General features: G+C 47.0%; 24 protein-coding genes. 17 read left to right on the top strand and 7 right to left on the bottom strand.

Annotation, left to right across the window (positions count from 1 at the left end; translation table 11 throughout):
- Nucleotides 1-128: 128 nt before the first annotated feature.
- The 6 genes from MHB54_RS25000 to MHB54_RS25025 form a co-directional block, all read right to left on the bottom strand.
- A complete protein-coding gene (locus MHB54_RS25000; protein ID WP_044647803.1) occupies nucleotides 129-950 on the bottom strand; it encodes an N-acyl homoserine lactonase family protein in 822 nt (273 codons plus the stop codon).
- Between the two features lie 84 nt (nucleotides 951-1,034).
- Nucleotides 1,035-1,664, bottom strand: coding sequence for a TetR/AcrR family transcriptional regulator (locus MHB54_RS25005; protein ID WP_175405308.1), 630 nt, complete (start codon nucleotides 1,662-1,664; stop codon nucleotides 1,035-1,037).
- Between the two features lie 275 nt (nucleotides 1,665-1,939).
- The gene (locus MHB54_RS25010) at nucleotides 1,940-2,218 is read right to left on the bottom strand and encodes a YxcD family protein (protein WP_044647775.1); all 279 of its coding nucleotides are present in this window, start codon (nucleotides 2,216-2,218) and stop codon (nucleotides 1,940-1,942) included.
- A 3-nt stretch (nucleotides 2,219-2,221) separates the two neighbouring features.
- Nucleotides 2,222-2,677, bottom strand: coding sequence for a hypothetical protein (locus MHB54_RS25015; protein WP_068942664.1), 456 nt, complete (start codon nucleotides 2,675-2,677; stop codon nucleotides 2,222-2,224).
- 154 nt (nucleotides 2,678-2,831) lie between these two features.
- Nucleotides 2,832-3,404 carry a PadR family transcriptional regulator gene (locus MHB54_RS25020; RefSeq protein WP_028540701.1) on the bottom strand — a complete coding sequence of 191 codons (573 nt, stop codon included), beginning with the start codon at nucleotides 3,402-3,404 and terminating at the stop codon, nucleotides 2,832-2,834.
- A 250-nt stretch (nucleotides 3,405-3,654) separates the two neighbouring features.
- Entirely contained in the window at nucleotides 3,655-4,218 is a 564-nt protein-coding gene (locus MHB54_RS25025) for a beta-class carbonic anhydrase (protein WP_023989055.1), read from the bottom strand.
- Between the two features lie 173 nt (nucleotides 4,219-4,391).
- Here MHB54_RS25025 and MHB54_RS25030 point away from each other — a divergent pair, with 173 nt between their 5' ends.
- The 5 genes from MHB54_RS25030 (at nucleotide 4,392) to MHB54_RS25050 (ending at nucleotide 9,872) form a co-directional block, all read left to right on the top strand.
- Nucleotides 4,392-5,909, top strand: coding sequence for a carboxypeptidase M32 (locus tag MHB54_RS25030; protein WP_068942662.1), 1,518 nt, complete (start codon nucleotides 4,392-4,394; stop codon nucleotides 5,907-5,909).
- Nucleotides 5,910-6,055: 146 nt separating this feature from the next.
- On the top strand, nucleotides 6,056-7,147 hold the full coding sequence (locus tag MHB54_RS25035) for an ABC transporter substrate-binding protein (RefSeq protein ID WP_264453665.1): 1,092 nt from the start codon (nucleotides 6,056-6,058) through the stop codon (nucleotides 7,145-7,147).
- A complete protein-coding gene (locus tag MHB54_RS25040; protein ID WP_023989052.1) occupies nucleotides 7,144-7,956 on the top strand; it encodes an ABC transporter ATP-binding protein in 813 nt (270 codons plus the stop codon). Before MHB54_RS25035 ends, MHB54_RS25040 begins: the two co-directional genes overlap by 4 nt.
- 8 nt (nucleotides 7,957-7,964) lie before the next feature.
- A complete protein-coding gene (locus tag MHB54_RS25045; RefSeq protein WP_013310592.1) occupies nucleotides 7,965-8,798 on the top strand; it encodes an ABC transporter permease in 834 nt (277 codons plus the stop codon).
- A gap of 117 nt (nucleotides 8,799-8,915) precedes the next feature.
- The gene (locus tag MHB54_RS25050; RefSeq protein ID WP_023989050.1) at nucleotides 8,916-9,872 is read left to right on the top strand and encodes an aromatic acid exporter family protein; all 957 of its coding nucleotides are present in this window, start codon (nucleotides 8,916-8,918) and stop codon (nucleotides 9,870-9,872) included.
- A 21-nt stretch (nucleotides 9,873-9,893) separates the two neighbouring features.
- On the opposite strand, the gene MHB54_RS25055 is transcribed toward MHB54_RS25050, so the two are convergent.
- Nucleotides 9,894-11,210, bottom strand: coding sequence for an amino acid permease (locus tag MHB54_RS25055; RefSeq protein ID WP_264453666.1), 1,317 nt, complete (start codon nucleotides 11,208-11,210; stop codon nucleotides 9,894-9,896).
- Between the two features lie 115 nt (nucleotides 11,211-11,325).
- Between MHB54_RS25055 and MHB54_RS25060 the strand changes: the two genes are divergently transcribed.
- From MHB54_RS25060 to MHB54_RS25115, 12 genes are all read left to right on the top strand, one after another.
- Nucleotides 11,326-12,222, top strand: a complete 897-nt coding sequence (locus MHB54_RS25060) for a LysR family transcriptional regulator (RefSeq protein WP_023989048.1) — start codon at nucleotides 11,326-11,328, stop codon at nucleotides 12,220-12,222.
- A gap of 126 nt (nucleotides 12,223-12,348) precedes the next feature.
- Nucleotides 12,349-12,906, top strand: coding sequence for an outer spore coat protein CotE (locus tag MHB54_RS25065; protein ID WP_013310588.1), 558 nt, complete (start codon nucleotides 12,349-12,351; stop codon nucleotides 12,904-12,906).
- Between the two features lie 132 nt (nucleotides 12,907-13,038).
- Nucleotides 13,039-14,274, top strand: coding sequence for a putative amidoligase domain-containing protein (locus MHB54_RS25070; RefSeq protein WP_023989047.1), 1,236 nt, complete (start codon nucleotides 13,039-13,041; stop codon nucleotides 14,272-14,274).
- Nucleotides 14,275-14,384: 110 nt separating this feature from the next.
- A complete protein-coding gene (gene mutS, locus MHB54_RS25075; protein WP_264453668.1) occupies nucleotides 14,385-17,204 on the top strand; it encodes a DNA mismatch repair protein MutS in 2,820 nt (939 codons plus the stop codon).
- A gap of 63 nt (nucleotides 17,205-17,267) precedes the next feature.
- Complete coding sequence (gene mutL / locus MHB54_RS25080) at nucleotides 17,268-19,442, top strand: DNA mismatch repair endonuclease MutL (RefSeq protein WP_264453669.1); 2,175 nt, start codon at nucleotides 17,268-17,270, stop codon at nucleotides 19,440-19,442.
- 12 nt (nucleotides 19,443-19,454) lie between these two features.
- On the top strand, nucleotides 19,455-20,306 hold the full coding sequence (locus MHB54_RS25085) for a class I SAM-dependent methyltransferase (RefSeq protein WP_076264858.1): 852 nt from the start codon (nucleotides 19,455-19,457) through the stop codon (nucleotides 20,304-20,306).
- The gene (gene miaA / locus MHB54_RS25090) at nucleotides 20,290-21,270 is read left to right on the top strand and encodes a tRNA (adenosine(37)-N6)-dimethylallyltransferase MiaA (protein ID WP_023989044.1); all 981 of its coding nucleotides are present in this window, start codon (nucleotides 20,290-20,292) and stop codon (nucleotides 21,268-21,270) included. Before MHB54_RS25085 ends, miaA begins: the two co-directional genes overlap by 17 nt.
- Before the next feature lie 20 nt (nucleotides 21,271-21,290).
- Complete coding sequence (gene hfq / locus MHB54_RS25095) at nucleotides 21,291-21,536, top strand: RNA chaperone Hfq (RefSeq protein WP_023989043.1); 246 nt, start codon at nucleotides 21,291-21,293, stop codon at nucleotides 21,534-21,536.
- A 190-nt stretch (nucleotides 21,537-21,726) separates the two neighbouring features.
- A complete protein-coding gene (locus tag MHB54_RS25100; protein WP_264453670.1) occupies nucleotides 21,727-24,387 on the top strand; it encodes a PBP1A family penicillin-binding protein in 2,661 nt (886 codons plus the stop codon).
- A 164-nt stretch (nucleotides 24,388-24,551) separates the two neighbouring features.
- Entirely contained in the window at nucleotides 24,552-25,109 is a 558-nt protein-coding gene (locus tag MHB54_RS25105; protein WP_013310580.1) for a DUF402 domain-containing protein, read from the top strand.
- Nucleotides 25,106-25,801, top strand: coding sequence for a YdcF family protein (locus tag MHB54_RS25110; RefSeq protein WP_023989041.1), 696 nt, complete (start codon nucleotides 25,106-25,108; stop codon nucleotides 25,799-25,801). The genes MHB54_RS25105 and MHB54_RS25110 overlap by 4 nt, the downstream gene beginning before the upstream one ends.
- A 115-nt stretch (nucleotides 25,802-25,916) precedes the next feature.
- Complete coding sequence (locus MHB54_RS25115; protein WP_071558585.1) at nucleotides 25,917-26,900, top strand: AAA family ATPase; 984 nt, start codon at nucleotides 25,917-25,919, stop codon at nucleotides 26,898-26,900.
- Nucleotides 26,901-26,916 lie beyond the last annotated feature (16 nt).

Here is a 26,916-nt window from a genome sequence, read left to right on the forward strand (position 1 = left end):
AATACTGTAGTGTGGTATACCGATTTGACTAATGCAAATGAGCCCATCACCGATTGCTTGGAAGTTGATTTATTTCCAATTGGCATCGGGATGGGCTTTTGCTTAACGCCCCCCAAAGATATGACTCATCATAACACAATCGTATGCGGCTTAATGTCTGGGTCATGATTAGCGATCACTTCTATACAGTTAGGTTCATTACTCATATGTTTGACCCACTTCAACGATTCAATGGCCTGTTGTTTATTAACAAGTACACCCTGAAGAATCATTTCCTCCCAAGACTTTTTTGCATATCCTGTATCGCTAGTTAAGAGAACAAATTTCCCGTTATTTTTTACAATAGTAGCTGACAAACCATGGGAATGACCAGGAGTGTGCACAAAAATTAAAGATTCATCACCAAATAAGTCAAATGACTGATGTTGTGGACCATATTCTGATGGTTTAAAAGAGAAGGTCCTGATCGGGACTCCTTCCCACATATGTTGTAAGTAGCGATGTTTGCTTTTGGGCGCGGCTTCCCATTCAATGTCACTAGTCAAAATATTCTTAGCTTTGCTTACCAGTTTAATACCGCTCGCATGATCAATATCGAGATGGCTTAAAATGACATAATCTAAATTCTTTATTTTCACACCCAAATTCTGAAGTTGTTCATCAATTGCCTGACCTTCTGGAAGAATAGCTTTATTAATTTGGTAATGAATTCTACCCATGTATTTGCGCTGATCTTTACGTACATCGGTGTGCCAACCGGTATCAATTAATACGAGGCCCTTAGGATGTTCGATTAAATAAGCGGAAACAGGCAGCTTATTCTGATATTTTTTTGACCTGAAAATCCCTGTAAAAGCAATAGGGTTGAGTGTGTTTTGGTTAAATGGCAGAGCCATGTCGGTTTGAACTTGGCCGCAGTGCAGTACATGAATTTTAATCGTTTCAGACATTATAATAACCTCAGCTTTCGTCAGCAATTTAAATTTCATTAACCGGTTGTTGAATTTAATTTCCTATTAAACCCCTTGACACGATTATGATGTCAAGGGGTTCCATAAATCGAGCATATGATCAATAATTTGTTCCCTGGTAATATCTCTGGAAAGGTCGCTTAATAATTCAATATTGATCAATTTGCTTACAATATCCTGTATACTCATAGACATGAACTGTCTAGCTGCGATTTCAAAGTTCATTTTACGTACTTCGCCTTTTTCATATCTTCTCTGCAAAAAACCTGCGAACCATTGGAGCCGCTCATGAAGTAAATTTGAAAGGTGAATGGTTTCAGAAAGCTCCATCACATCACTTTCTCTGAACAAAATACGCATGAGTTCTATGTCCCCCGTAAACAATTCATTTCCCAATTCATATATCTTTTTCAATGCTTCCTTTAATGGAAGGGATTCTAAATCTGAATTAGATGAATTAAGTTTTCCTAGTTGTTCTTCGAATCCTTCTTGAATAAGAACAGTCAGCAATTCTCTTTTCCCACCAGGAAAATAATGATACAAAATGCCATCTGCCATATTTAATGCTCTATGAATGCTTCTTACTGTAGTTTTATGATAGCCTCCCCTAAAAAACAGTATTTTAGCTTGTTGCAGAATTTTTCGACGTGTTTCTGCAGCTTGGATCTGTCGAGAGTTTTTTGGAGTATGCACTACATACATCATCTTCTTTCATATTCATTAACCGTCCGTTGAATGAAATATATAATAATTAAATTAAAGTGTCAACCGCATTAAGTGCCTGATCAATAAATAAGGATGTGGCTGGGCCTTTACTGGAGCTACGTACTTCACACTATATTTCCACATTTCGAAGAAGCTATAACAAAAAACGGTGTCAAAAAAAGAACCGACCCTTGCATCAAGCAAAGGTCGGTTCTGATGTTGTATAGCGTGCTTAGCACGACTAATCTATGCGAAATGCAGAGTTAGTTCTGGACAATGGCTGTAATTTCTTCGTCCAGATCCAGTCTGACCTGCTCGCGATAGGCACGGATATTGTACTCGGAATGCAGGTATCTCAGAATTGCTTCAATCATATTGGCTTCCACCAGATATTGACTGCGGCCCTGTACATGGACTTCTGCTGAATAACCTGTATCCTCTTCCCAGCTTAATTCTACTGTCACATCAGTGGGCTGGACACCTTTGCGTTCAGCCATATGCAAGCAAATAGCGTTGACAATCTCATCCATACTCAAAATCATAGCTTAGTAACGTCCTCCGCTGGAATCATCTGGTCTGCGACGATTTTTAATAGCACGGTAGATACCTACTCCGGCCATGATCAGGACGTAAATGGCGAGAACGTTAACGGCAAGGCCAAGCAAGCTGCCCAATGCGCCCATGTTGCCGAACAATCCACCGAAGAGCATACCTGCCAATCCGCCCAGCATCATACCTTTCAGGAAACCGCCGCCACCGCCAAGGAATCCACCAGTTCTGCTTGTATTACCAGCAGTTGCCCCTGACTTGGTTCCGCTATCTGACTTATTGATGCCATTGCTGTCATTCGCCTTGCTTGGTGTAGATTGGTACGATTTAGGCCCGGATTTAAACCCGCCGCCTCGCCTTGCGTCAGCTGTAGATGGTGCGATCATAGCAATGAATAGGGTAAAAGCCATCATCAGCATCATCATATTTTTCAAAGTGAATGTTTTTTTCATGTAAATATAATCCCCCTTAGTAAATTGTTTTATAGGTCAAACAACCGCTTACTAGTAATACGAATGGCATGGAAAAGGGTTTCAAAGAATTTTAATTTTTAAAAAATTAAATAATAACGTTCCTTAAATCCTATGCATGGATTAGCAAAAGCATTCAGCTTTGCGGCTTAAGTGCAAACGGATTAGTGTCCACACTGACATCACCGGCAAGCAGCATGTGCAGAACCATTTGGCACCATTCCAGACCTGCTTTAGCATTCAAAAGCCCTTTTTGTACTAAAATATAGTCACCAAAGTTTTTACTGCCAAAATGTAAATTCTCTGCGGGAATGTTGTTCAGAATATCCTCTAGATGCTGGATTTTCTGAATAAAATGACGTTTGCGTTCCTCCAGCATACGATTGGCACTACTTTTGTCTGTCAACCAAAGACAGAACAGTCGAAGACTTAATTCATCCCGTGTAACCGGAGCAGCTAACGCTTCCTGGGACCATTGCTGAAGCATATGGATTCCCTTGTCGGTAATGGTATACATTTTCTTATCAGGCTTGTCGGACTGCTGAATCCAACGGGAGGCTAGTAGTTCCTTGCCCTCCATACGGGCCAGTAGCGGATAGATCTGACTGTGCTTGGCCTGCCAAAAAGGCTGGATACGCAACATCAGATCATAGCCGGAGGATTCCTCTCTTGCGAGAAGCCCCAACAGACCATACGATAGTAAATTCATAGATCTTATCTCCTTCATCCATCATAGTAACGGTTGTAACAGCACTGCGGCAGGTATTCTGCAGCTTCATGAAAAGTGTACACTGAAACTGTATGGTTTGACAACTTTCAGACAGGTCGTTCACAGGTTAGCCAAAATTGGCTCCTGTCATTTTCCACGTATATGCGCTTTTTTTCATAAAAAAGGGTAGTTTAAGCTCGTATGTACGAGCTTAAACTACCTGGTAACTTTCTGCCGAAGCGTATCCTATTTACTGTTCATTCCCGTCAACGACAAGCGTTAACGCTCCTGTATCTGGATGAATAACCATGCCGTGAACGGGGGCATTAGGGGGGAGAAGCGGGTGATTTTTAATAAGCTTCACGGTAGTTTTTACCCCTTCTTCAATGTTGTCAAAACCTTTCAACCATTTATTTAGCTTAATTCCTGAATTTTCTAATGTATTCAGCACTTCCTGAGAAATTCCGCGATCGAGCATTTCATTGACCATGTGGTCTGCATTTAATGCAGCCATGCCGCATTCATAATGGCCCACGACCACTACTTCGTCTGCTCCCAGCTCATACAGGGCGACTAGTACACTGCGCATTACGCTTCCAAAGGGCTGTGAAATAATCGCACCCGCATTTTTGATGATTTTCACATCACCATTACGCAGGTTCATGGCTTTAGGGAGTAACTCTGTTAGCCGTGTATCCATACAGGTGATAATGACCATTTTTTTATTGGGGAACTTGCCCGTTCTATAGGCCTCGTATTCTTTGTTTTCTACGAAAACACGATTGTACTCTAAAATGTCTTTGATGTGATCCACGATTGTTCCCTCCAGATTCTTATAAAGTTTGATATGTACAGCCCAACGTTTATTTCAGGTCTTAGGAGCTGGTCGTACATGTTGTGTGTTGATTATACTTTTTAATATAAGTATCATCAAGTATAGGTATTGTAAAGTTTTAACCATTTTAAGTTAAAGAGGTGACCTCAAATATGGCGCAACAGACGTTGGATCAATTGACGGCTTTAAAGGAGCTTGCACACAAAATTAGTAGTTATGGCGAAGCAGTAGGTCTGCTGCACTGGGATTTACGGACTGGTGCCCCGCGAAAGGGCGTTGACATTCGGTCGGAGACGTTAGGTATGCTGTCCACTGAAATGTTCAAGCTGATGATCTCGGATGAAATGGGACAATTGCTGCAATTTTTTGCCCCAGAAGACAAGCTGAAGCAACTGGAGGATAATGATCGCAGATTGGTGGAGGAATGCCGTAAAAATTATGAACTGAATCGTTCGGTTCCGGCAGACCGATATCGGGAGTATAGCATTCTTGCAGCACAGGCAGAGAGCAAGTGGGAGGACGCAAAGGAACATAGCGATTTTGCCGGATTTGAACCGTACTTGTCTAAAATCGTCGACATGAAGCGTGAGTTTATCGGCTACTGGGGTGTTAAGGATACAGAGTATGACACGCTTTTGGATCAATATGAGCCGGGGATGACGGTTGAAAAGCTGGATGCTGTGTTTGATCGTCTCAAAAAGCGCCTTGTGCCCCTATTGTCTAAAATTCAGGCTTCATCGAACCAGCCGGATAAGAGCTTTTTAGATGGTGTGTTTGATGTGAAGCAGCAGGAGAAGTTCAGCCTGTTCATTTTAGGACAGATGGGGTATGACTTTGACGCAGGTCGTTTGGATGAGAGTGTACATCCTTTCGCAACAGGATTAAATCCAGGTGATGTGCGTATAACAACTCATTATCTGCAAGATGATGTAACCAGCGCTATTTTCAGTTCGTTGCATGAAGGAGGCCATGCGCTGTACGAACAAAATATTGCTCCAGAGCTGGCAGGATCACTACTGTCTGGAGGAACCTCTATGGGGATTCATGAATCCCAGTCGCGCTTGTGGGAAAATAAAATCGGACGCAGTCGTGCTTTTTGGGATCGGTATTACGATGATTTGCAACAGCATTTTCCTGATCGTTTGGCGAAGGTTACGGCAGAGCAATTCTACCGGGCAGTCAACCGTGTGGAAAATTCACTGATTCGTATTGAAGCGGATGAGCTAACATATAATTTACATATCATTATCCGTTATGAAATTGAAAAAATGCTGTTTAATGAAAAGCTGGATGTGAAGCGTCTCCCCGAGGTGTGGAATGCGAAATATAAGGACTACCTGGGGCTTCTACCACCGAATGACGGACTGGGCGTACTTCAAGACGTTCACTGGTCCGGTGGTGATTTTGGTTATTTTGCTTCCTACTCGCTTGGCAATATGTATGCAGCGCAAATTTTGGCGACATTACGCAAAGAGTTGCCCAATCTGGATGAATTAATTGCTGCTGGGGAACTTGAGCCGATCAAGCAATGGCTGACCGAACGTATTTACCGTTACGGCAAGAGTCGGACGCCATCCGAGTTGATTGTAGCCATTACAGGTGAGGAGCTGAACCCGGATTATCTCGCCGACTATCTGGAAGAGAAATATACCTCCATATACAAGCTGTAATTTAGAAACTATAAAATAATCATATATGCATCTACCCCGCGTTCCTAGGCGAACGCGGTTTTTTTTTGTGCGATTAACCATTATAACGACAGTCGCATAACAATATATGAAGTCAACCGATGTAAAAAGGTGGGGAGGGAACAAGGATGAAAAACGGCGCTCGTTTCAAGGCTGTGGTGGCTGCGGCACTACTCGGATTACTGTTGCTCAGTGGGTGCACCCCTAAAGGAGGGGAGCAGACGATTGAGATCAGACTGGGCGAGGTAGCCCGTACGGTCTTTTATGCGCCGCAGTATGTAGCCTTGAGCCAGGGGATGTTTGCTCAGGAGGGACTGGATGTCCAACTCGCAACGATTCCCGGGGGTGACAAGGCGATGACGGCGTTATTGTCCAATCAGGCAGATATCGCGCTGATCGGCGCGGAAACATCTATTTATGTGTATCAGCAAGGAGCAGAGGACCCTATCATTAATTTTGCCCAACTGACACAGAAGGATGGTACCTTTTTATTTGCCCGTCAAACGCAGGATAGCTTTGAATGGGAAAAGCTGAGAGGACAAAACTTTTTGGGGCAACGCAAGGGCGGAATGCCGCAAATGTCACTTGAATTTACGCTTCGCAAACACGGCATTGATCCTCATAAGGATCTGAAGCTGATTCAAAATATTGATTTTGCTAATGTTGCCTCTGCTTTCGGCTCCGGTACAGGGGATTATGTGCAGCTGTTTGAGCCACAGGCATCTATTTTTGAAAAGGAAGGCCGTGGACGGGTAGTTGCCTCTATCGGTGTGGAGAGCGGCGAGTTGCCGTATACGGTATATATGGCTAAGCAAAGCTACCTGAACACAAATAGCGAGGCTGCACAGAAATTTACAAATGCTGTATATCGGGCACAACAGTGGATTGCTACGCATTCACCTGAACAGATTGCTGAAGCAATCACGCCCTATTTTAAAGATACAGATTTAGCTGTTTTGACGAGTAGTATCAAACGATATAAGGAACAGAGTACCTATGCTTTGAACCCGATGATTGAGGAAAAGGAATGGAAGAACTTACAGGATGTCATGACCTCGGCAGGGGAGCTTAAAAGTCCCGTTGTACTAGATAAGCTAGTGAACCCAAGCTTTGCACAACAAGCGATTTCATCAAACTCTACTGGGAATACTGAACCGCCTGTGAAAAAGAACACAACTGAATCTACGGATGCAGGTGTCGATGCTGGAGGTTCGTCATGATGGAGGAACGGAGTGGTCTCACTTCGGACGCGACCATCCCGATGGTGAGAATGGAGAAAGTGACGCATGTCTATGTAACGGATCGTGAAGCTTCGCTGGCGGTTGAGAATATTGATTTTTCTGTAGAGACAGGGGAGTTTGTCAGTTTGGTTGGTCCAAGCGGCTGCGGCAAAACGACGATCCTGTCCATGATCGCGGGGCTACTGCGTCCAGCGGCAGGCCAAGTCATGCTGCAAGGTCAGCCGGTAAGTGGTCCGAGTCCAGAGGTCGGTTACATGCTGCAGCAGGATTATCTGTTCCCGTGGCGGACGATAATGGATAACGCATTGTTGGGTTTGGAGCTAGGCAATAGAGTGGATGAAGCTGCGCGTGAGCGGACACGGCTGTTGCTGGAAGGCATGGGTCTAGGAGGGAAGGAGCATCTGCATCCGTCCCAGCTGTCTGGGGGAATGCGTCAGCGCGTGGCGCTGGTACGGACGCTGGCGACCAATCCGGGGCTGCTGCTGCTGGATGAGCCTTTCTCCGCGCTGGATTATCAAACCAAGCTACAGCTGGAAGATCTGATTGCGGAAACCTTGCGCGAGCGGAGAAAGACGGCTATTTTAGTCACACATGATTTGGCCGAGGCCATTGCGGTCAGTGACCGGATTATAGTGATGGGTCGAAATCCTGGTCATGTCCGACGTACCTTCGAGATTCCGGATTGCATCCGAAAAGCTCAGCCTTTTTATGCACGCGAGCAGCCGGGTTTTAATGAGCTTTTTCATGAAATATGGGGTGAACTGGAGGCTTCGGGAGCAAAGGAGTGAGTTAACGTATGAAGGACGAAGCGGATCAGCTTGAGCAACGTTGGATTCAAGGACTACATCAGGCGTATTTACGCAGCAGGCGTTCGCAGCGATGGTTAGTGACAGGTGTACAGACAGCTATTTTACTGCTTTTGTTTGTGCTATGGGAAATTGCAGGCCGTTTGAAGTGGATTGATGTACTGTTGTTCAGCTATCCGAGCAAAATTTTCACCCAGATCGGTAAGGATGCGGTCAGTGGTGAATTATGGGGACATGTAGGTGTCACCGTGGGAGAAACGATGGCGGGGTTTTTACTCGGTACACTGTTAGGTACGTTGCTGGCTGTACTTATTTGGTGGTCACCGTTTTTGTCGAGGGTGCTTGATCCCTATATGGTCGTGTTCAACAGTATGCCTAAGGTGGCGCTAGGTCCAATTTTTATCGTCATGTTTGGGGCGGGATTTACTGCTATCCTAATGACAACCCTCTCCATTACGGTCATTATTACGACACTAGTCGTATACAACAGCTTTCAGGAAGTTGATTCGAATCTGATCAAAGTGGTTCGTACGTTTGGCGGATCACGCCGGGATACGTTTCAAAAGGTGATTTTACCTGCATCCTTTCCTGCAATCGTCTCTACGCTGAAAGTGAATGTCGGTATGGCATGGGTTGGCGTGATAGTTGGTGAATTTCTGGTGGCCAAAAACGGCTTAGGCTATTTGATTATCTATGGTTTTCAGGTGTTCAATTTCACGCTGGTTATGTCCAGTTTGTTGATCATTGCTGTCGTAGCTACACTGATGTATCAGGCGGTCGTGTATGTGGAGCATCGTCTGCTTTCCGGTCGTCCTCATCGGTAATAATAAAATTTCTGAACATTTGTGTAAAACGTGAAAATAAAGTACCATGAAAATGAAATACTTAATATTTATGAAAATGTGGAAACAGATTTCATCTAGAGAGGACAGAATTTTTTCATGGGCTTTCGTACGATTAAAACGGCTATTGCCGCATTAATGGCCGTACTTATTGCGGAGGGTTTTGGCATTCATGGAGCCACCTCAGCAGGGCTTTTAGCGATTTTGGGGGTGGATGTCACACGCAAGAGAAGTCTCCGTACCATTTCGGCGAGATTTTTTGCATCCGTCGTGGGGCTTCTTTTTGCTTGTGTTTTGTTTGTGGTATTCGGATTTCATGATTGGGTACTAGCATTATATATTTTAACGGCGTTTCCAGTCATTGTACGGGTGGGCTTTAAAGAAGGGATCGTCACCGGCTCGGTCGTGGTTTTTCGTGTATTCAGCGGCGGCGTGATTGATATGGAGGTACTGCTGACCCAGCTAGCTCTGCTAGTGATTGGACTGGGTTCCGCGATGATTGTCAATTTAGCCTATATGCCGGGTTCTGATAATACAATGCAACAAATTCGGCAGGAAGTGGATCGGACATTTTCTGTTATATTCAGAAATATGGCCAATACGCTGCGTAGTCCAGCATACATATGGGATGGCAAGGAAGTTATTGAAGCGAACAGCGTGATAGCCAAAGGGGTCACTGAGGCGGGGCGTTCCTTGGAAAATCAGATGCTTCGTCCCCAAGAGGGCTGGAATGTGTATTTTTATATGCGAAAAGAGCAGCTGGATTCGATCCAAAACATGATGCAGTTGATCGCACAAATGTATCAGCATATGCCGCAGGCCAAGCTTCTGGCCGAGCTGTTCGACCAGCTTAGCAATGACGTTTTGGCTGGACATTATACGGGACAGACTGAGAAGCTGCTGGAGCAGGTTCGTGAAGAATTTAAAGCAATGGAGCTTCCCGCAACCCGGGAGGAATTTGAGATTCGTTCGGCATTATTGCAGCTTACACATGAGCTTCATCAGTATTTGAAAATTGCGAAAAAGGACAAGGCCCCTACTCCAGTGAAAAATTAGAGTAAAGGCCTTAAGCGGCTACTATCCATGACGGACAGTAGCCTTTTCTTGTTCAGTGATGGTAGAAGTCGGATGACTCAAAGTCCGTTTGTGCCGAATTCGGTCTGTGATCCATAAGACAGCGGTGATCAGGCAAGGGTACAGCATAGCCCATCCGACAAAGGGGAAAACGATCGCCGTAGAGATGAACGATATCCAACTAATGGCAACGCCCCAGCGACTACCACGCAGAAGCTTAATTCCTGCTGCACAACCGCCTAGATAGGTCAGAATAAAGGTGGCGTTCGGGAACTGGATCAGGTTAGTGAGTGAAACAGTACCACTACCGTACAACACCATAATGATCACGAAGCAGACGCTAAGAAAAGCAATGCCCCCAATAGGGGTATGGAATCGTTGGGATAACATGCCCATCCAGCGAAAGGCCTGTCCTTGCCGGGATAAAGCATAAGCGACACGTGAAGCGGCACCAACATAAGCAATAATAGTAGCGGTACAAATAAAGATACCCGTCAAGCCTGCAATTATCGCGCCCCATGGCCCGATAGCCCGACTAATCACCCATACGAGCGAAGCATCCGAATCCCCTGCAAGGTAACTTTGTGTGCCCACAGTAGCCAGCGCAGTTAAGAAATAAAGCAAACCAACAATGACGGCTGCAATGGTCACACCTCTAACGGCCGCCCGCTGGGGATTGGTGAATTCCTCTGACATATGGGACACGGCCTCCCAACCGATAAAACACCAAAACAGAATCGCGGCCGCTTGACCGACGGAGAGCCAGCCATGTGGAACAAACGGGGTGAAATGGACTGTTTCCATCTGAGGAAGTGCTGCGGCAATAGCGAATATAAGGACGGCAACGATAGCTATGACGACTACGATCTGAATACGTCCCGCGACCTTCATGCCGATCCAATTGATGATCAGGCCCACCGCCAACATAGCAGCGGCTAACATCATGCGGCTTTCCTCTCCCCACCCCATGGCTGCGGTCATATAGCCAGCTCCAGTGAGTGCGGCAACAGGTGCCCCAATCGGAACCGACATGAGAAAAAACCACCCGATATAAGCACCAGCACGTGGTGAAAAGGCCAACGTGACAAAATGCGATACCCCTCCCGCATTCGGAAATTTGGCGGATAGAAGACCCATGGAAAGTGCCATTGGCAGGATGAGCAGGGTCATAAAGCCCCATGCCAGCAGCGATGCCGGTCCCGCCATTTGGGCGGCAAGTCCAGGCACAATCAATATCCCCGAACCCAGTACAGCTCCGATATAGAGTGCAATGGCCTGTGGAAGACCAATGGTGGATTGAAGTTTACTTTCATTTGTCATGCAGAAAAGCCTTCTTTCTCTTGTTATTTTCTCCAGCTTATCAGATAATCAATCTATCGGAAAAACGGAATATAACGATTGCTTGCATCGGAAAAACCGATTGAAGGAGCGGATTATGGAATCGCGGCATTTGTTTACCTTTTTAAATGTAGTTGAGGCAGGCAGTTTTACGCGAGCAGCGCGTATACTGGATTATGCACAGTCGAGTATCACTGCTCAAATTCAAACGCTGGAGGCAGAGTTGGGTACGCCGCTTTTTGATCGCATTGGCAAAAAAATCATGCTGACGGATGCTGGACGACGTTTGCTGCCCTATGCGCAGGAAATTTCCAAGATGCATGCTATGGCCAAGGATGCGCTTCGTTCAGAAACGGAATTGGCAGGCACGCTGAAAATAGGAGCACCAGAGTCTCTGGCCGCTTTTCGTCTACCGAGTCTGATCCGTGAGTACAGAGAACGGTATCCGAAGGTTAAAATTGTCCTTAAACCCGGTGAATGCTGGGAATTACGCGATTTGATCCGCTCCGGTGAGCTGGATTTGGCTTTTTTGCTTCAGCCTGAGACGGAGGATAGAGAACTGAATGTCACCACGCTTATTCATGAGCCGATGGCCTTGGTTGCTCCACTTAAGCATTCGCTGGTTACCTATACCCGGGTAGATCCTGCTGACTTGAAGGACGAAACCATTTTGCATACGGAGGCAGGATGTACGTACCGTATCCTTTTTGAGCAGTATTTGAATAAACACGGTATTTTTTCAGACCCTAGCCTGGAATTTTGGAGTATTGAAGCCATCAAGCAGTGTGTCATGGCTGGATTGGGTATCGCGCTGCTTCCGCTGGTAACGGTACAAAACGAGCTGCGAGAAGGTAAAATGGCGCGTTTAGCCTGGGATGACAGTGAACAGCAGGTGGCTACTCAGGTCGCCTATCACACGAAAAAGTGGAAATCCCCGGCTCTTAGTGAATTTTTACAGATCGTTGAGCAGCATGTAACACATTGGCGTGCATGAGTTCAAGCCATCGCGGCATATGCTTATACAAATAATATTTTTTCCTTTTCGCCTATTCACTCAACATTCGCCCACAACCTGCATACATATGTATGGAATGATTGATTGTATGGAGGAGGTTCAAGAATGGCATTAAGTCATAAAAATCGTAGAGAGATTATTACCAAAGCGATCTGTGGTAAAGGTCGCAGATTCTCTACCGTAACCCATACCGTAACTCCGCCGAATAATCCGACGAGCATTTTAGGGGCATGGATTATTAACCACCAGTATGAAGCTGTGGCGGCGGGGGACGGCATTGAGGTCGTCGGGACGTATGATATCAATATTTGGTACTCATACGATAAAAACTCGCAGACCGATGTGGCCAAGGAAACGGTGTCGTACGTGGAAAATGTGCCGCTCTCGTATCTTGATCCGAAGCACCGGGCGTCTACAGTGGAAGTATCCGCCGAAGCTACACAGGAGCCGAGTTGCGTCGAGGCCAGTGTGTCTTCTGGAGGTGGCAGCGTAATGATCCGGGTCGAGCGGGAATTTGCGGTGGAGCTGGTGGCGGAAACGAAGATTGTTGTAGAAGTATTCCCGAATGGTAGCAGCGATGATTTTGACAAAGACTTTGATTTTGGAGCGGAAGAGGGGGACTATGAGGAGCTCGACCCCGACCTCATTGACGACGAGCTCTGACAGAAGTAACCAAAAAGAGGGCCGCTTTACTCTTTGCGCCGGCTGATTCTGCGCAGGGGGCAAAGGCCCTCCTTTTTTGTTATTGTGGGTTGAAATTGGGTTGAAATCCGTACGTAGTCCGTAGGGGGGAATATGATGCAGCAGCCGGGACAGGCGCTCATACGCTTCAGACAGATGCCAAATGATGAAAAAAAGCGTAGACTGGAGCGTTCAGGCATAGCGGTGCAGTGGATGGATAGCAGTATAGCAGATTTTGCGATAGGCTACGCGGTGCAAATCCATCTACTGCGAGTGTTGGAAATTCGTAGACGTGCCATCGAAGGCCCTTCCAAAGTCCGCGCATACGATCTGTCTGAACTAGATCAACATTCACCGCTCTATGTCCGGATGGAGCGGCTGGCTGTACGAGCGTTGTACACACTGGGTTTGGACAGTGGTGAGGTGGTACTGACGCCGCTGGGGGAGCGCAGCTGTCAGGTGCGCGAAATCTCGGCACAGCCATGGCTGAACGATAGACGTTTGGCCACATTATATGAAATTGCTGCGCGCGAAGGGGATGTTGAGAGTGAGAATCTTTCAGCGCAACGAGGAAGAGATCGACTGCTCATCGGAATGGACCCTGAATTTGTGCTGGTTCGTATGCCCGAGGGACGGGTCGTTCCGGCCTCAAGATATTTGGGTCGTCTCGGCATAGCCGGCTGCGATGCTGTTACTCGTCGAGGACGAACACTGTATCCAGTCGCTGAGCTTCGCCCTGCGCCGAGTGGAGATCCGGCCCATCTGCTGAAGCACCTGCGTCAAGCTTTTGCAACAGCAGCCCGGCGCATTGCCGACCACACACTCATCTGGCAGGCAGGGGGGATGCCACAACCGGGTTTTCCGCTGGGCGGACATCTGCATTTCAGCGGGGTTTCGCTAAACGGTGCCTTGCTTCGGGCACTAGATAACTATTTGGCACTGCCTTTGGCGCTACTGGAAGACAAGCGTGCGACTCGGCGCAGACCGCATTATGGCAATTTAGGTGATTTTCGCCGTCAGTCGTATGGAGGCTTTGAATATCGTACACTGCCCAGTTTTCTTATCTCGCCACAGCTGGCGAAAGGTGTGATTGGAATGGCGTTTCTCATTGCCTCTCAATATCCGCGTTTGCAACGTAGGCCGCTGGGTGAGGAGGAGGCTCACAGAGCCTTTTATGAAGGAAATCAACTTGTCCTTAAAGAGTATATGGAACCTCTTATTTTGGACATGGTTTCACTGGAAATATACTCGCAATATGAAGCTTATGTAGCGCCATTGCTGGACAGCCTCCGCAAGGGGAAACAGTGGGATGAATCACGGGATTTGCGCCCGTATTGGAAGCTTACGTAAAATCAAGTGTCGACACCAGGAATGGTTTCATGTTATCGACTGTCATTTTTGATATAATGAGAGATAATTATAAGTTTAAACGGAACAAAGTGTGGGGGTTAGTAAACGGTATGTCCAAATATACACCGATGATAGAGCAATATTTATCCATAAAAGAGCAGGCCAAAGATGCATTTTTGTTTTTCCGCCTGGGAGATTTTTACGAGATGTTTTTCGATGATGCAATTCTTGCATCCAAGGAGCTGGAAATTACACTTACGGGTCGTGAGGGTGGCGCCACGGAAAAAATTCCGATGTGCGGCGTGCCTTATCATTCAGCGGAAAATTACATACAGCGCCTCATTGAGAAGGGTTATAAAGTGGCCATCTGTGAGCAAATGGAGGAAGCCTCAGCTACGAAGGGGATGGTGCGGCGGGATATTGTCCGCGTTGTGACCCCGGGTACGGTAATGGAAGGCAAGGTGCTGGGTGACAAATCCAACAACTATATGGTATGTGTCACAGAGACGGACGGGATGCTGGCACTTGCGGCGTGCGACTTGTCAACAGGTGAATTGTATGTGACCTCTGTGCCTGATTCGAAAGAATGGCTACTAGATGAAATTAACATTTATGAGCCTTCCGAAATGTTGGGGGATGGTCATCTGCTCGATTTTGTGACATCCCGTATGTCCCCCGTTGGACGGCGCGTTGTGTATACGGCTTGGGACAAATCCAAGGATGATCTGGTTCGGGATCAATTTGGCGAAGCCACATGGGCAAGGCTTACGGAGGAACGTAGACGGTGCGTATCGCGCCTGATTTCCTATTTGAATGAAACGCAAAAAAGATCGTTAGGCCAATTGACCCAAATCTCGGTATATGAGCCAAACCATTTTATGATTCTGGATCCATTTACCCGCAGGAATCTGGAACTGGTGGAGACGGTACGTGAACGCTCAAAGAAAGGCTCGCTGCTGTGGCTGTTGGATCGCACAGAGACTTCCATGGGAGCGCGTCTGTTGCGTCGTTGGATTGACAAGCCGCTGTTGAGCAGCAATCTTATTGAGGAGCGCTTGGAGGCGGTGGACAAGCTATACCACCAGTTTATTTTCCGAGAGGATGTACGTGCTCAGCTTAAAGAGATTTACGATCTGGAGCGTCTAGTTGGGCGGATCGCCTTTGGTAGTGCTAATGCACGTGATCTGATCGCTCTCAAGCTGTCGCTGGCCCGAATTCCGTCTTTACGCGAATTGTGCGCTGAATCTCCTTCGAAGACGCTGAGACGAATTGCACAAACGCTGGATAGCTGTACAGACCTGTGTGCGTTGATTGAGGAAGCGGTGGCGGATGAACCGCCGATTTCCGTAAGGGATGGAGGTCTTATTAAGGAAGGCTACCATCAGCGTCTGGACGAACTGCGCGAGGCGAGTGTGAACGGTAAGCGTTGGATCGCTGAGCTAGAGGCCAAGGAACGTGCAGCAACCGGCATTCGGTCACTTAAGATTGGATACAACAAAGTATTTGGTTATTATATCGAAGTGACCAAATCCAATTTGGCTTCATTACCAGAAGGTCGATATGAACGCAAACAGACGCTAGCGAATGCGGAACGGTATATTACACCGGAGTTGAAGGAAAAGGAATCTCTAATTCTGGAAGCCGAGGATAAAATGGTTGATCTGGAGTACACGCTTTTCTCCGAGCTTCGCAGTAAACTGAACGCTGAAATTCCACGTTTGCAAAAGCTGGCAGAACAAGTTGCTGAAATTGACGTGTATCAGTCGCTGGCTTCGGTTAGCTCGGAACGGGGATTTGTGAAACCTGAGCTGACTACAGGATATGATTTCGTAGTCGAGCAGGGGCGCCATCCCGTGGTGGAAGCCGTAATGAAAGATGGCGGTTTTATCGCAAACAGCACGGTGTTGGAGGAAGCCGATGCGCATATTCTACTTATCACTGGGCCGAATATGGCTGGGAAAAGTACGTATATGCGTCAGGCTGCACTTATTGCAATTATGGCTCAAATTGGCTGCTTTGTCCCTGCTGCACGTGCCAAGGTGCCGATGCTGGATCGTATTTTTACACGGATCGGCGCGGCGGATGATCTCATCGGCGGGCAGAGTACGTTTATGGTCGAAATGGCAGATATCCAAGTAATGACGGACAAGGCAACTCCGCGAAGCTTGATCATTATTGATGAACTGGGACGAGGTACATCCACCAGTGAAGGAATGGCAATTGCACAGGCAGTCATCGAATTTGTCCATGACACGATCGGCTGTAAGGCGCTGGTATCCACGCATTTCCATGAGCTGGCGCATTTGGAGCAAGGCCTGTCTTCGCTGCGAAATTACTCTATGGCCGTGCAGGAAAGCGGCGACAAGGTGAATTTCTTGCGCAAGCTCATACCGGGAGCGGCTAGCAGTAGCTATGGTATTTATTGTGCTCGGCTTGCAGGCTTGCCCAATAACATTATTGAGCGAGCGAATGGACTGCTGAATGGTTTTGAACAGGCAGCGGCTCAAGTAACGGCAGGTACCGAGACAGTAGTAGGAGGGAAGGAAGGGACTGATCTTCGTACAGTTTCAGGGACAGAAAATATTTCTTCTTTGACCGAATATAATTCAGGCCAGACATTGCGAGAAAGCGGAGAAACTGCATCATCAGCTCAGTCTTTATCACAGCAGGCCACCCTGGTAAAAGAAGATACTCTGCAGACGGTGGAAACTTCCAACACGTTGGAGCAAGGAGCAACCGAAGTGGTACAGCTGTCCATTTTCGGAGAGCAGGAGCTTGCCGCCTCCAAGCCACACGCAGAGACAGTAGAGGCTAATCCGATTGTGCGCCAAATTTTGCGCAAGGTGAAAAATGCTGATGTCATGAATATGACTCCTTTACAGGCAATGCAGCTATTAAATGATCTTAAAAACAAGGCCAATGGCCTGTAGTTAAAATAAGTGACATTATTCTTATTTTTCATCACACTTTGAAGTCAGGAGGAGGTTAAAAGGATGTCTAAAATTCGGGTACTGGATGAACATATTGCGAACCAGATTGCTGCCGGTGAGGTCGTAGAACGTCCAGCCTCCGTCGTGAAGGAGCTGGTGGAAAATGCGATTGATGCAGGCGGTACGCGGGTGGACGTATGGGTAGAAGAGGGCGGCCTGCAAAGTATCCGGGTGACGGATAATGGAAGTGGCATTGAGCCTGAAGATGTGGAGACGGCATTCTATCGGCACGCGACAAGCAAAATTGGACATGGTCGCGACCTGTTTCAGATCACAAGTCTCGGCTTCCGAGGAGAGGCGTTGCCAAGTATTGCGGCTGTATCGAAAGTAGAGTTGCTTACAGCAGCCGGAGATGACGGACGTGCCCGTAAATTAGTGATTGAGGGCGGTAAGCTGTTGCTTCACGAGGATGCTGCTAGTAGACAAGGGACGGATTTTACCGTACGGGAGCTGTTTTATAATACACCTGCACGGCTGAAATATATGAAAACAATCCAGACCGAGCTGGGACACATTTCGGATGTATTGTATCGAATGGCGCTTTCGCATCCAGAAGTAGCCTTCACATTGCGGCATAATGGCAATACATTGCTGCAAACGCTGGGTAATGGTGATTTGCTGCAGGTGATTGCTGCTATTTACGGAACTTCTGCGGCGAAATCCATGCTGCTGCTGGAAGGAGAGAGCCTCGATTATCGAATTAGCGGCTATGTCAGCCGTCCAGAGTGGACGAGATCAAATCGAAATGCGATCTCGACGGTAGTGAATGGACGTTTTGTGCGAAGCTACGGGCTCAATCAGGCGTTGCTCAAGGCGTATCATACCTTGTTGCCGATCAATCGTTTTCCGCTGGCTGTGATCCAACTGGAAATGCATCCTTCTTTGGTGGATGTTAACGTTCATCCTGCCAAGCTGGAGGTAAGGTTCAGCAAAGAAGCTGAACTGTTTCAGCTGGTTGAAGATTCGGTAAAAGCTGTTTTAGGGCAGCAAGTGCTGATTCCGAAGGCAGTCAAGCGCGAGATCGGTGGCAAGGACAGTGGCTCGTTTGTGCAGGAGCAGTTTCACTTCTCGAAGGGAAATGGTGCGGAAGGGGATGCTCCTTCCGGCAAAGACCGGGGGGGAGCACTGCCACTTTCCGTGACTTCGCCGGAGAGCCAGGTACCGCGCCAATCCAATTACTTGAACAGAAACGAAGAGAATAACAGAGGTAGCCAGGAGCGTGAGCAACGTCCGAGCAGGGATAGCCTCTCAGTCATTGGACGGGCAAACAACCTTTCAGGTAAAAGTATTAGTGATGATGAACTGGATGCAGATTTTGTAGAAGAAAACAGCGGGAGTGAAGTTAGAGGGGACGTGCCGCTCCCTGATGGAGCGACTGTACAGTCGTCCGAAGGAGATAATGCCGCAATAGGTACATCTTCCTTATACAGTGGAGGGGTACGGGAAACGGCTGCTTCTGCTGCTTACCCATCTTCTATGCCGCCGATTGCGGGACACGCTATGGACTCCCGTCATTTCGCAGATCAGAAGCCGCGCCAGCAACGTCTAGATGCCGAGCAATTTGCAGCGGTGTCGGGAGAAGTTCCAGAGTTGCCCACTTTTCCTGAACTGAATTTAATCGGTCAGCACCATGGGACATATCTGATTGCGCAGAACGACCAGGGCTTGTATTTAATTGATCAACATGCCGCGCATGAACGGGTGAATTATGAATTTTATTATGAAAAATTCGGCAATCCTGCGTCAGTATCGCAGGAACTGCTACTGCCAATTACACTGGATTTTACGCCTTCCGAGACGGAAAAGTTGAAATCAAGGCTGCACTGGTTTGAACAGGCAGGGGTGTATTTGGAGCATTTTGGCGGTCAAACCTTCCGTGTCAGCTCTTACCCGTACTGGCTTCCCCAAGGGGAAGAAGCGGATGTCATTGAGGAAATGGCCGGATGGGTGCTGGAGGAAAGAGCCATTGATCTTGCTAAGCTGCGGGAAGCAGCCTCAATCATGTGCTCCTGCCGGGCTTCGATTAAAGCAAACCAGAAGCTGACTGACCGACAGGCTATCGTGCTGCTAGAGCGTTTGGCAGCATGCAAACAACCATATACTTGCCCTCATGGGCGACCTATTGTGGTTTCCTTTTCCACATATGATTTAGAGAAGCTGTTTAAAAGAGTAATGTAAGGGAGTATATATATGTTGCAGGATCGGGAAAACCATGAAGAAGAAGAGCGGTCGAGGCTACGGGAGAAGCAAGTCGAATTACTGGTCACGACAGGGGATTCCCCTTCGGCTGAGGTTATGGAGCGAGCGAAGCTGCTTGCAGCCGAGTTAGGGGTGCTGTACGCCCCTCGTCGTGGCATATCGGTAGCTAAGCTAATTGCGGCTCACAGAGTCCGCCAAGCGTTGGTTCTGGTGCAGAGCGAAGTGAGGCTGATTAGTCCAGAACAATCACCGATGGTTTTTCACCCGAGTATGGGCTTCATTCGCGCCAAACGGGTATTAAAGGGTGAACCTGACCCGATGTTGACGGCTGCCCGGATCGTCCCGGGTGATACTGTTCTGGATTGCACCGCAGGACTTGGTACGGATTCTCTTCTATTTTCAATTGGAACGGGAAGCTCTGGACAAGTCACTGCTGTGGAGAGTTCTTTCCCCGTCTACGCTTTAATCAAGGATGGAATGAGGCATTACCGTTCCGGCAACGCTGAAGTAGATCAGGCCTTTTCCAACATTGACGTTCGTTTTGGTCATCATTTGGACTATTTGCGTAGTTTGCCGGATCGCAGTATAGATATTATTTATTTTGACCCCATGTTCCGTGATCCGTTGCTCGATTCCAGCGCAATCGGTCCATTGAGAGGGTTGGCTAACCCAGACGCGTTGAGTGAGGAAAGTATTATTCATGCGAAACGGATTGCACGAAAAACAATTGTATTAAAAGAAAAACGGGGTAGCGGGGAATTTGCCCGCCTCGGCTTCCGTGTGGAGCAGCGGGGCACAACGAAAACAGTGTACGGAGTGATTGATATTGACAGTGGCACCTAAGCCTAAACTACTTGTTCTTGTTGGCCCGACTGCGGTTGGCAAGACGAAACTAAGCATCGAGATGGCTCGACAATTTGACGCAGAAATTATTTCCGGGGATTCCATGCAGGTATACCGTCGTATGGACGTTGGAACCGCCAAAATTTCCGAACAGGAAATGGAAGGAATCAAGCACCATTTAATTGATATTCATGAGCCAGAATACCCATATTCAGTAGCCCAATTTCAGGAAGACTGTCGTCGTCTCATACCTGATATTCAATCTAGAGGAAAGCTACCGTTTATCGTAGGCGGAACAGGTTTATATGTAGAATCAGTCTGCTATGAATACCAGTTTTCCGAGGTAGGGGCTGACGAAGCTTTTCGTCAGGAACAGCTTGACTATGCCGAACAGTTTGGAGCTGAGGCGCTTCATGCGCGACTACAGGCGGTTGATCCCGAAAGTGCACTTCGTTTGCATCCTAATGATCGTCGTCGTGTCGTTCGGGCACTCGAAATTTACCATGTTAGCGGAACGACACTTAGCTCTCAACTTGCCAGTCAAAAAAAGGAATCTCCCTACCAACTCTGCATTGTAGGTTTGACAATGGATAGGCAAATGCTATATAAACGTATTGAAGACCGAATTGACGGGATGCTCGATCAAGGGCTTGTTGCTGAGGTAACCTCCTTAATGGAACGGGGAGTGCGAAGCGATGCCATCTCCATGCAAGGTCTAGGCTATAAAGAGATATCCTCCTACCTGCGGGGAGAAGTGTCTTTGGAAGAGGCGGTGACTTGGCTAAAACGGGATACGCGTCATTTTGCGAAGCGACAGCTCTCGTGGTTTCGCCATATGAAGGATATCCAGTGGGTAGATGTCACTGATTTCGGAAATTTTTCTGCTCATGCAGCCCGAATACACGAAATTATAGCAGGAAAGTTCCGGACAGACCTTGAATATACTTCAAAACAATCCAAATGATTATTGGGGGTACGGCTAAAATGAACAAGTCCATTAATATCCAAGATACGTTTCTGAATCAATTGCGCAAGGATTCTATACCTGTAACGGTATACCTCATCAATGGATTTCAGGTGCGAGGGACGATTAAAGCATTTGACAATTTTACGATTGTTATCGACTCGGATGGAAAGCAACAGCTGATTTACAAGCATGCCATCTCCACCTTTACACCGCAACGCAATGTATCGCTTGTACAGCAACAGGATAACGCTAGCGATAACTGATTACGGCTTGACGGTCGCCCGGGTTCATGAAACTTTTCAGGCGCCCGTCTCGTCTAACTGTATAGGAATGTGACCGGGAGCAACCTGATCAGGGTTGTTCTTTTCATTCCGTTTACTTTCATGCTGCCGACAGCTAGCTTTAAGCTTATGTTAGGTATCATATGATTATTCGCGAAAGGGAGTCAGGGGAATGCCAAACGATTCATTGTCCAGATCCGGCAATCGCAATAGAAACACATCTAAAGAGAAGCCGAAGGGCAAGAAAAAGAAAATAACAGGTAAGCGAGTGGGGTGGACGCTATTTATTACAGCGGCGTTAGCCATATTTTGCGCACTTGGTGGATACTTATTTGTCATGGTTAATGGCGAAAAAATTTACAAAGCCAACAAGGACAAAATTACAGTGAACGAGACATCGAAGGTTTATGACCGCAACGGTGTGCTCATGGGTGAGTTGTCTGTGCAAAAAAGCGATCCTGTCAAAAGTGAAGAAATTCCACCGCTGCTCAAAAAAGCATTTATCGCAACCGAGGATAAGCGTTTTATGGAGCATCAAGGGGTTGATATTTGGTCTATCGGCCGGGCAGCCGTTAAGGATATCGTGGCCCGTTCGGCAGTGGAGGGCGGCAGTACGCTGACTCAGCAGCTGGCCAAAAACTTGTTTTTGACACGTGACAAAACCTTTTTCCGTAAAGCGACAGAGGTATCCATCGCAATGGCGCTGGAGCGGAATTTGACTAAAGATGAAATTATTACACTTTACCTGAACCGGATTTGGTTTGGACGCTCGTATTCTGGAATTAAGGCAGCGTCGGAAGGCTATTTTGGGCAAACGGATTTGAATAAATTAAAATTGTGGCAGGTCGCTACACTGGCAGCTATTCCAAAAGGGCCATCCAAGTATAATCCGATTAGTAACCCAGAAAACTCAAAGGCCCGGCGTGCTGTGGTTCTCCAGCTGATGTTTGAGCAAGGGATGATTGGGAAGCAAGAGATGGAAGAGGCCAAAGCTGTAAATTACGATTACAAACAGCCGGAAAAAGTTCAAAAGTATCAAAATTTTATGGAATATGTCATGGATGAGGCAGAGGATGCGTTGCCAGGAGTTAGCGGTAATGATCTGATTATTGGTGGTTATAAAATTCATACCACAATGGATGCCCAGGCTCAAAATGCGCTGGATCAGGCGATGGCAGATGATGACATGTTCGAAAAAAGTCCGGACGATCAGCCTGTTCAAGCCTCGATGGTCATTATTAACAACCAGACAGGTGGAATTGCCGCGATGGCACCCGGACGGGATTACAAAAAGGGAACCTTCAATCGTGCGACACAGAGCCGCAGACAGCCAGGATCGGCCTTTAAGCCGATTGTAGCCTATGCGCCAGCTCTTGAATCCGGTAAGTTTACGATGGATACCCCTTTGAGTAACGAACGCCAGAGTTTTAACGGATACAGTCCGAAAAACTTGCATGGTTACTCGTCGACCATCAGCATGCTCGACGCCATTACGAAATCTGAAAATATTCCGCCTGTATGGTTGCTGAACCAAATCGGTGTGGAAAAAGGGGTTCAATTTGCCGAGAGCGTAGGAATTCCGATGGACAAAAATGATCACTCACTTGCTATCGCATTGGGTGGATTAAGCAAAGGAACGAATACCCTTGAAATGGCGCAGGCGTACAGCGCTTTTGCCAATAAAGGACAATTCCAAAAAGCTTATTCTATTAAGCGAATTAACAATAGTGATGATCAAGTTGTTTATACTCATGAAGAGGAAACTAAATCTGTAATGAGTGAAAAAACGGCTTATGAAATGACACAAATGATGCAAAATGTAGTCAATAGCGGTACAGGTCGCAAAGCACGTATTGACTGGCCTGTAGCTGGTAAAACGGGTACGACCCAAAGTGGGATTAGCGGTAACAGTGGTAACCGGGACATCTGGTTTGTCGGTTATACACCGGAATATACCGGAGCGGTATGGATGGGTTATGACAAGCCGGACAGCAAGCATATGCTGAGAAACTACAGTGGGCAGTCGGCAGCCTTTTTCGGAAGGGTCATGGGTGAAGCTCTCAAGGGACACCCGGTTACGCAATTCAGCGAGCCGAAGGGATATGAACCACCAGTTGAGCAGAAGCCAGAAGAGCCGGTTCAGGCTACCGCTCCGAGCGGACTGAGCGGGTCTTATAGTCAGGACACCCAAATTGTATCGTTATCCTGGACTGCGGCTACGGGGGATAATGTACAATACCGCGTGTATCGCAAGGGGACTTCCGATACAGGCTTTACGGCAATCATGGAGGCCATGAAGGGCACGAGTGGTGAAGACACGTCTCCTATAGCTGGAAACACGTATGAATATTATGTAGTAGCTTATGGGGCAGATGGTAAAGAATCCGAGGCTTCTAATACGATCCGTGTGGAAATTCCGGCAGAGACTACTCCGGTTGATCCACAGCCAGGGACTGATCCAAACGAGAATGGAACCTTACCGGATAATGGCGGGGCTACAGACGGACAAAACGGTACAGATCAGGGAAATACATCTCCTGGCGGTATCAATAACAATAATGGCTCAGGTCAGGTTCCGGCATCTCCTGGGGATACTAATGGGAATGGTGCTGGCGGCACAGGTAACAATAGTGGAAATTCCGGCAATGGAAACGATACTAATCAGGGAAATGGTCAGACTACTACACCGGATGCAGGCATTTCTGATGAAGATACTATGGTAAATCCAGAAAACACGGATGCATCTACGACTGAAGTTACAACGGATGGAACTCAAGAAGGCAATTCCAACGGTCATTCGAACTCCAATCGTGGACGTCACAATCGGAATTAGCAAGTATTGCTTTATGCAAGTTGAATTTGTTTCAAATCAAAGGTATTCTCAGTCCGTGAACTGGTCTGAGAATACCTTTTTTGCTGTTTTAAAGGGGTTCTTTTTGAGTGTACAGTTTAAATATGGTAAGCTGGTTTTACCAATGTTGGAGAGGAACATCATTTATGAAGCGCAAATTCGGAGACCGGGCCAACTGGCGCAGAATCACCAATCGCAAGTTTGCTTGCCGGTATGTAGAAAGTGACGCGTTTACAGGATATGTGACCCTGTATACAATTTTGAGTCTCAAGGAGCCGTTATGGAAAAGTTACGGTGGTCATACGTTTTGCATAGCCGATAAAGGATATTCCTGGCTGCAATATTATCCAAAAGGTGAGCACTACGTGGTGACTGCTATGTTTGATAATCGGGAGCAAATCGTTGAATGGTATATTGATACCTGCCGAAATCAGGGTGTGACCGATCAAGGAGTCCCTTGGTTTGACGATTTGTATTTAGATGTTGTGGTGCTTAAAAACGGTGAAATCTTCCTAGTGGATGAGGATGAATTGGAGGAGGCGTTACAACGGGGGCATATCTCAACGCAAGAGGCAGAATTGGCTAACCGTACAGCGGCTGATGTGTTACATCAGATAGATGCCCACGTGTTCCCCTATTTTAAAATGTCACTGAAACACCGGGCAGAATGGTTTCACAACGGTGATTTCAAGAGAGAACGGTGAAAGTTTTGCAGTGGATTAAAGACACTGGGCCCAAACGTCCTGAGTTGAAAAGCAGGCAGAGTCGCCTTAAGAAAATATCTATGGTATCCAAGCGTCTTGTACTTTGTTTGATGATTTTCATTTTGGTCGGATTGGTATGGGCAGGTATCCGAGTGTGGAACATGAATACGGCTGCCTCTACCACTCCGCTCCAGCAAGTGCAAATTGGTATCGTACTAGGTGCTTCTATGTGGGGAGCTGAGCCCAGTCCTGGATTGAAGGAAAGGCTGGAAGAAGCCCTGCACTTATACCGCAACGGGACGGTACAGCGTCTAATTGTAAGTGGGGGACTGGATAAACCAGATTTTCCGTATACGGAGGCTGAGGGCATGCAACGCTATTTGGTAGATAAAGGGGTCCCTGTACAGCATATTGTGTTGGAAAACCATGCGACCAGTACTTACGAAAATCTGCTCTATAGCCAGCGCATTATGAAGGAATATGGATGGACCTCCACCGTGATCATTACACATAGCTATCATGGCCCTCGGGCGATGGAGATTGCTCAATTCTTGAATTTTGATCATCCTCAGATGGCTCTGACGGAATCCAAAGTGCTCAATATGCCAATTCATCAATCAAGAGAAGTATTGGCATACGCTAAATGGACGCTGCAACGGTGGTGGATCAGCGCTCAAACTTGGGTTGCCTGAATTTAAGAAAAGGCTTTGTGCACGTTCCCGTTGCTTTTATGCTAATAAGGACATGCCAGACCGAATACATTAATAGGGTAAGCTGTGCCTGAAGAAATGTTGAGGTGATGGATGCATGAACGGACGGGGAATCGCCGCGGGCAAGCGGTCGGAGGAGAGACCTTCCAGACAAATTAATGTCGTGCTGCGTAGCCCGGAGCCGATAGCTTCGGTGACTGTGGACGAGACGGAAGCAGTGGCTTCAACCAAGTCACAGGCGCTACCGCAGTATCTCAGTCTTTATCAGGAAATTCAGAAAGAACTCGATCATCTCGTCGGCTTGGATAACATCAAAGACCTGGTATTTGAGGTATATGCCTTTTTGCAAATCGCCCATATGCGCACGGATGCGGGATTGTTGAGCAATGCACACGTATATCACATGATTTTCAAAGGAAATCCAGGTACGGGGAAAACGACAGTAGCCCGCATTATCGCTAAAATGCTGCAAAAAATGGGGGTACTGAGCAAAGGTCATCTGATTGAGGTGGAGAGGGCTGATCTGGTCGGTGAGTATATTGGGCACACTGCACAGAAAACGCGAGATCTGGTAAAGAAATCTCTTGGCGGCGTGTTGTTCATTGATGAGGCTTACAGTTTGGCACGCGGAGGGGAAAAGGATTTTGGAAAAGAAGCGATTGATACCTTGGTAAAGTCCATGGAAGATCAAAAAAATCAATTTATTTTGATTCTCGCTGGATACTCGGGGGAAATGGACTTTTTTTTACGAACGAATCCTGGTCTTCCTTCTCGCTTTCCAATCCAGTTGGATTTTCCTGATTATACTGTAGATCAGCTTATCCAAATTTCCGAGCTGATGGCCAAGGAGCGGGATTATATTCTCATGCCTCAGTCCATAATTAAAATGAAGGAGCATTTGCTAAACGAGCGTAATGACAGTCTTCATGCATTTAGTAATGCACGCTATGTTCGTAACGTGATTGAAAAAGCGATTCGGCACCAAGCTGTGAGGTTGCTCAATCAGTACCGGAGCGGGCAACCCGGCAAGCAGGAATTGATGACGCTGCGTCCAGAGGATTTGAAAATGGACAAAAGATAGGCGATAATAGGAGTCT

Origin of the sequence: Paenibacillus sp. FSL M7-0802 (assembly GCF_038004945.1) — a bacterium.
In the GTDB taxonomy this organism is placed as follows: domain Bacteria; phylum Bacillota; class Bacilli; order Paenibacillales; family Paenibacillaceae; genus Paenibacillus; species Paenibacillus polymyxa_B.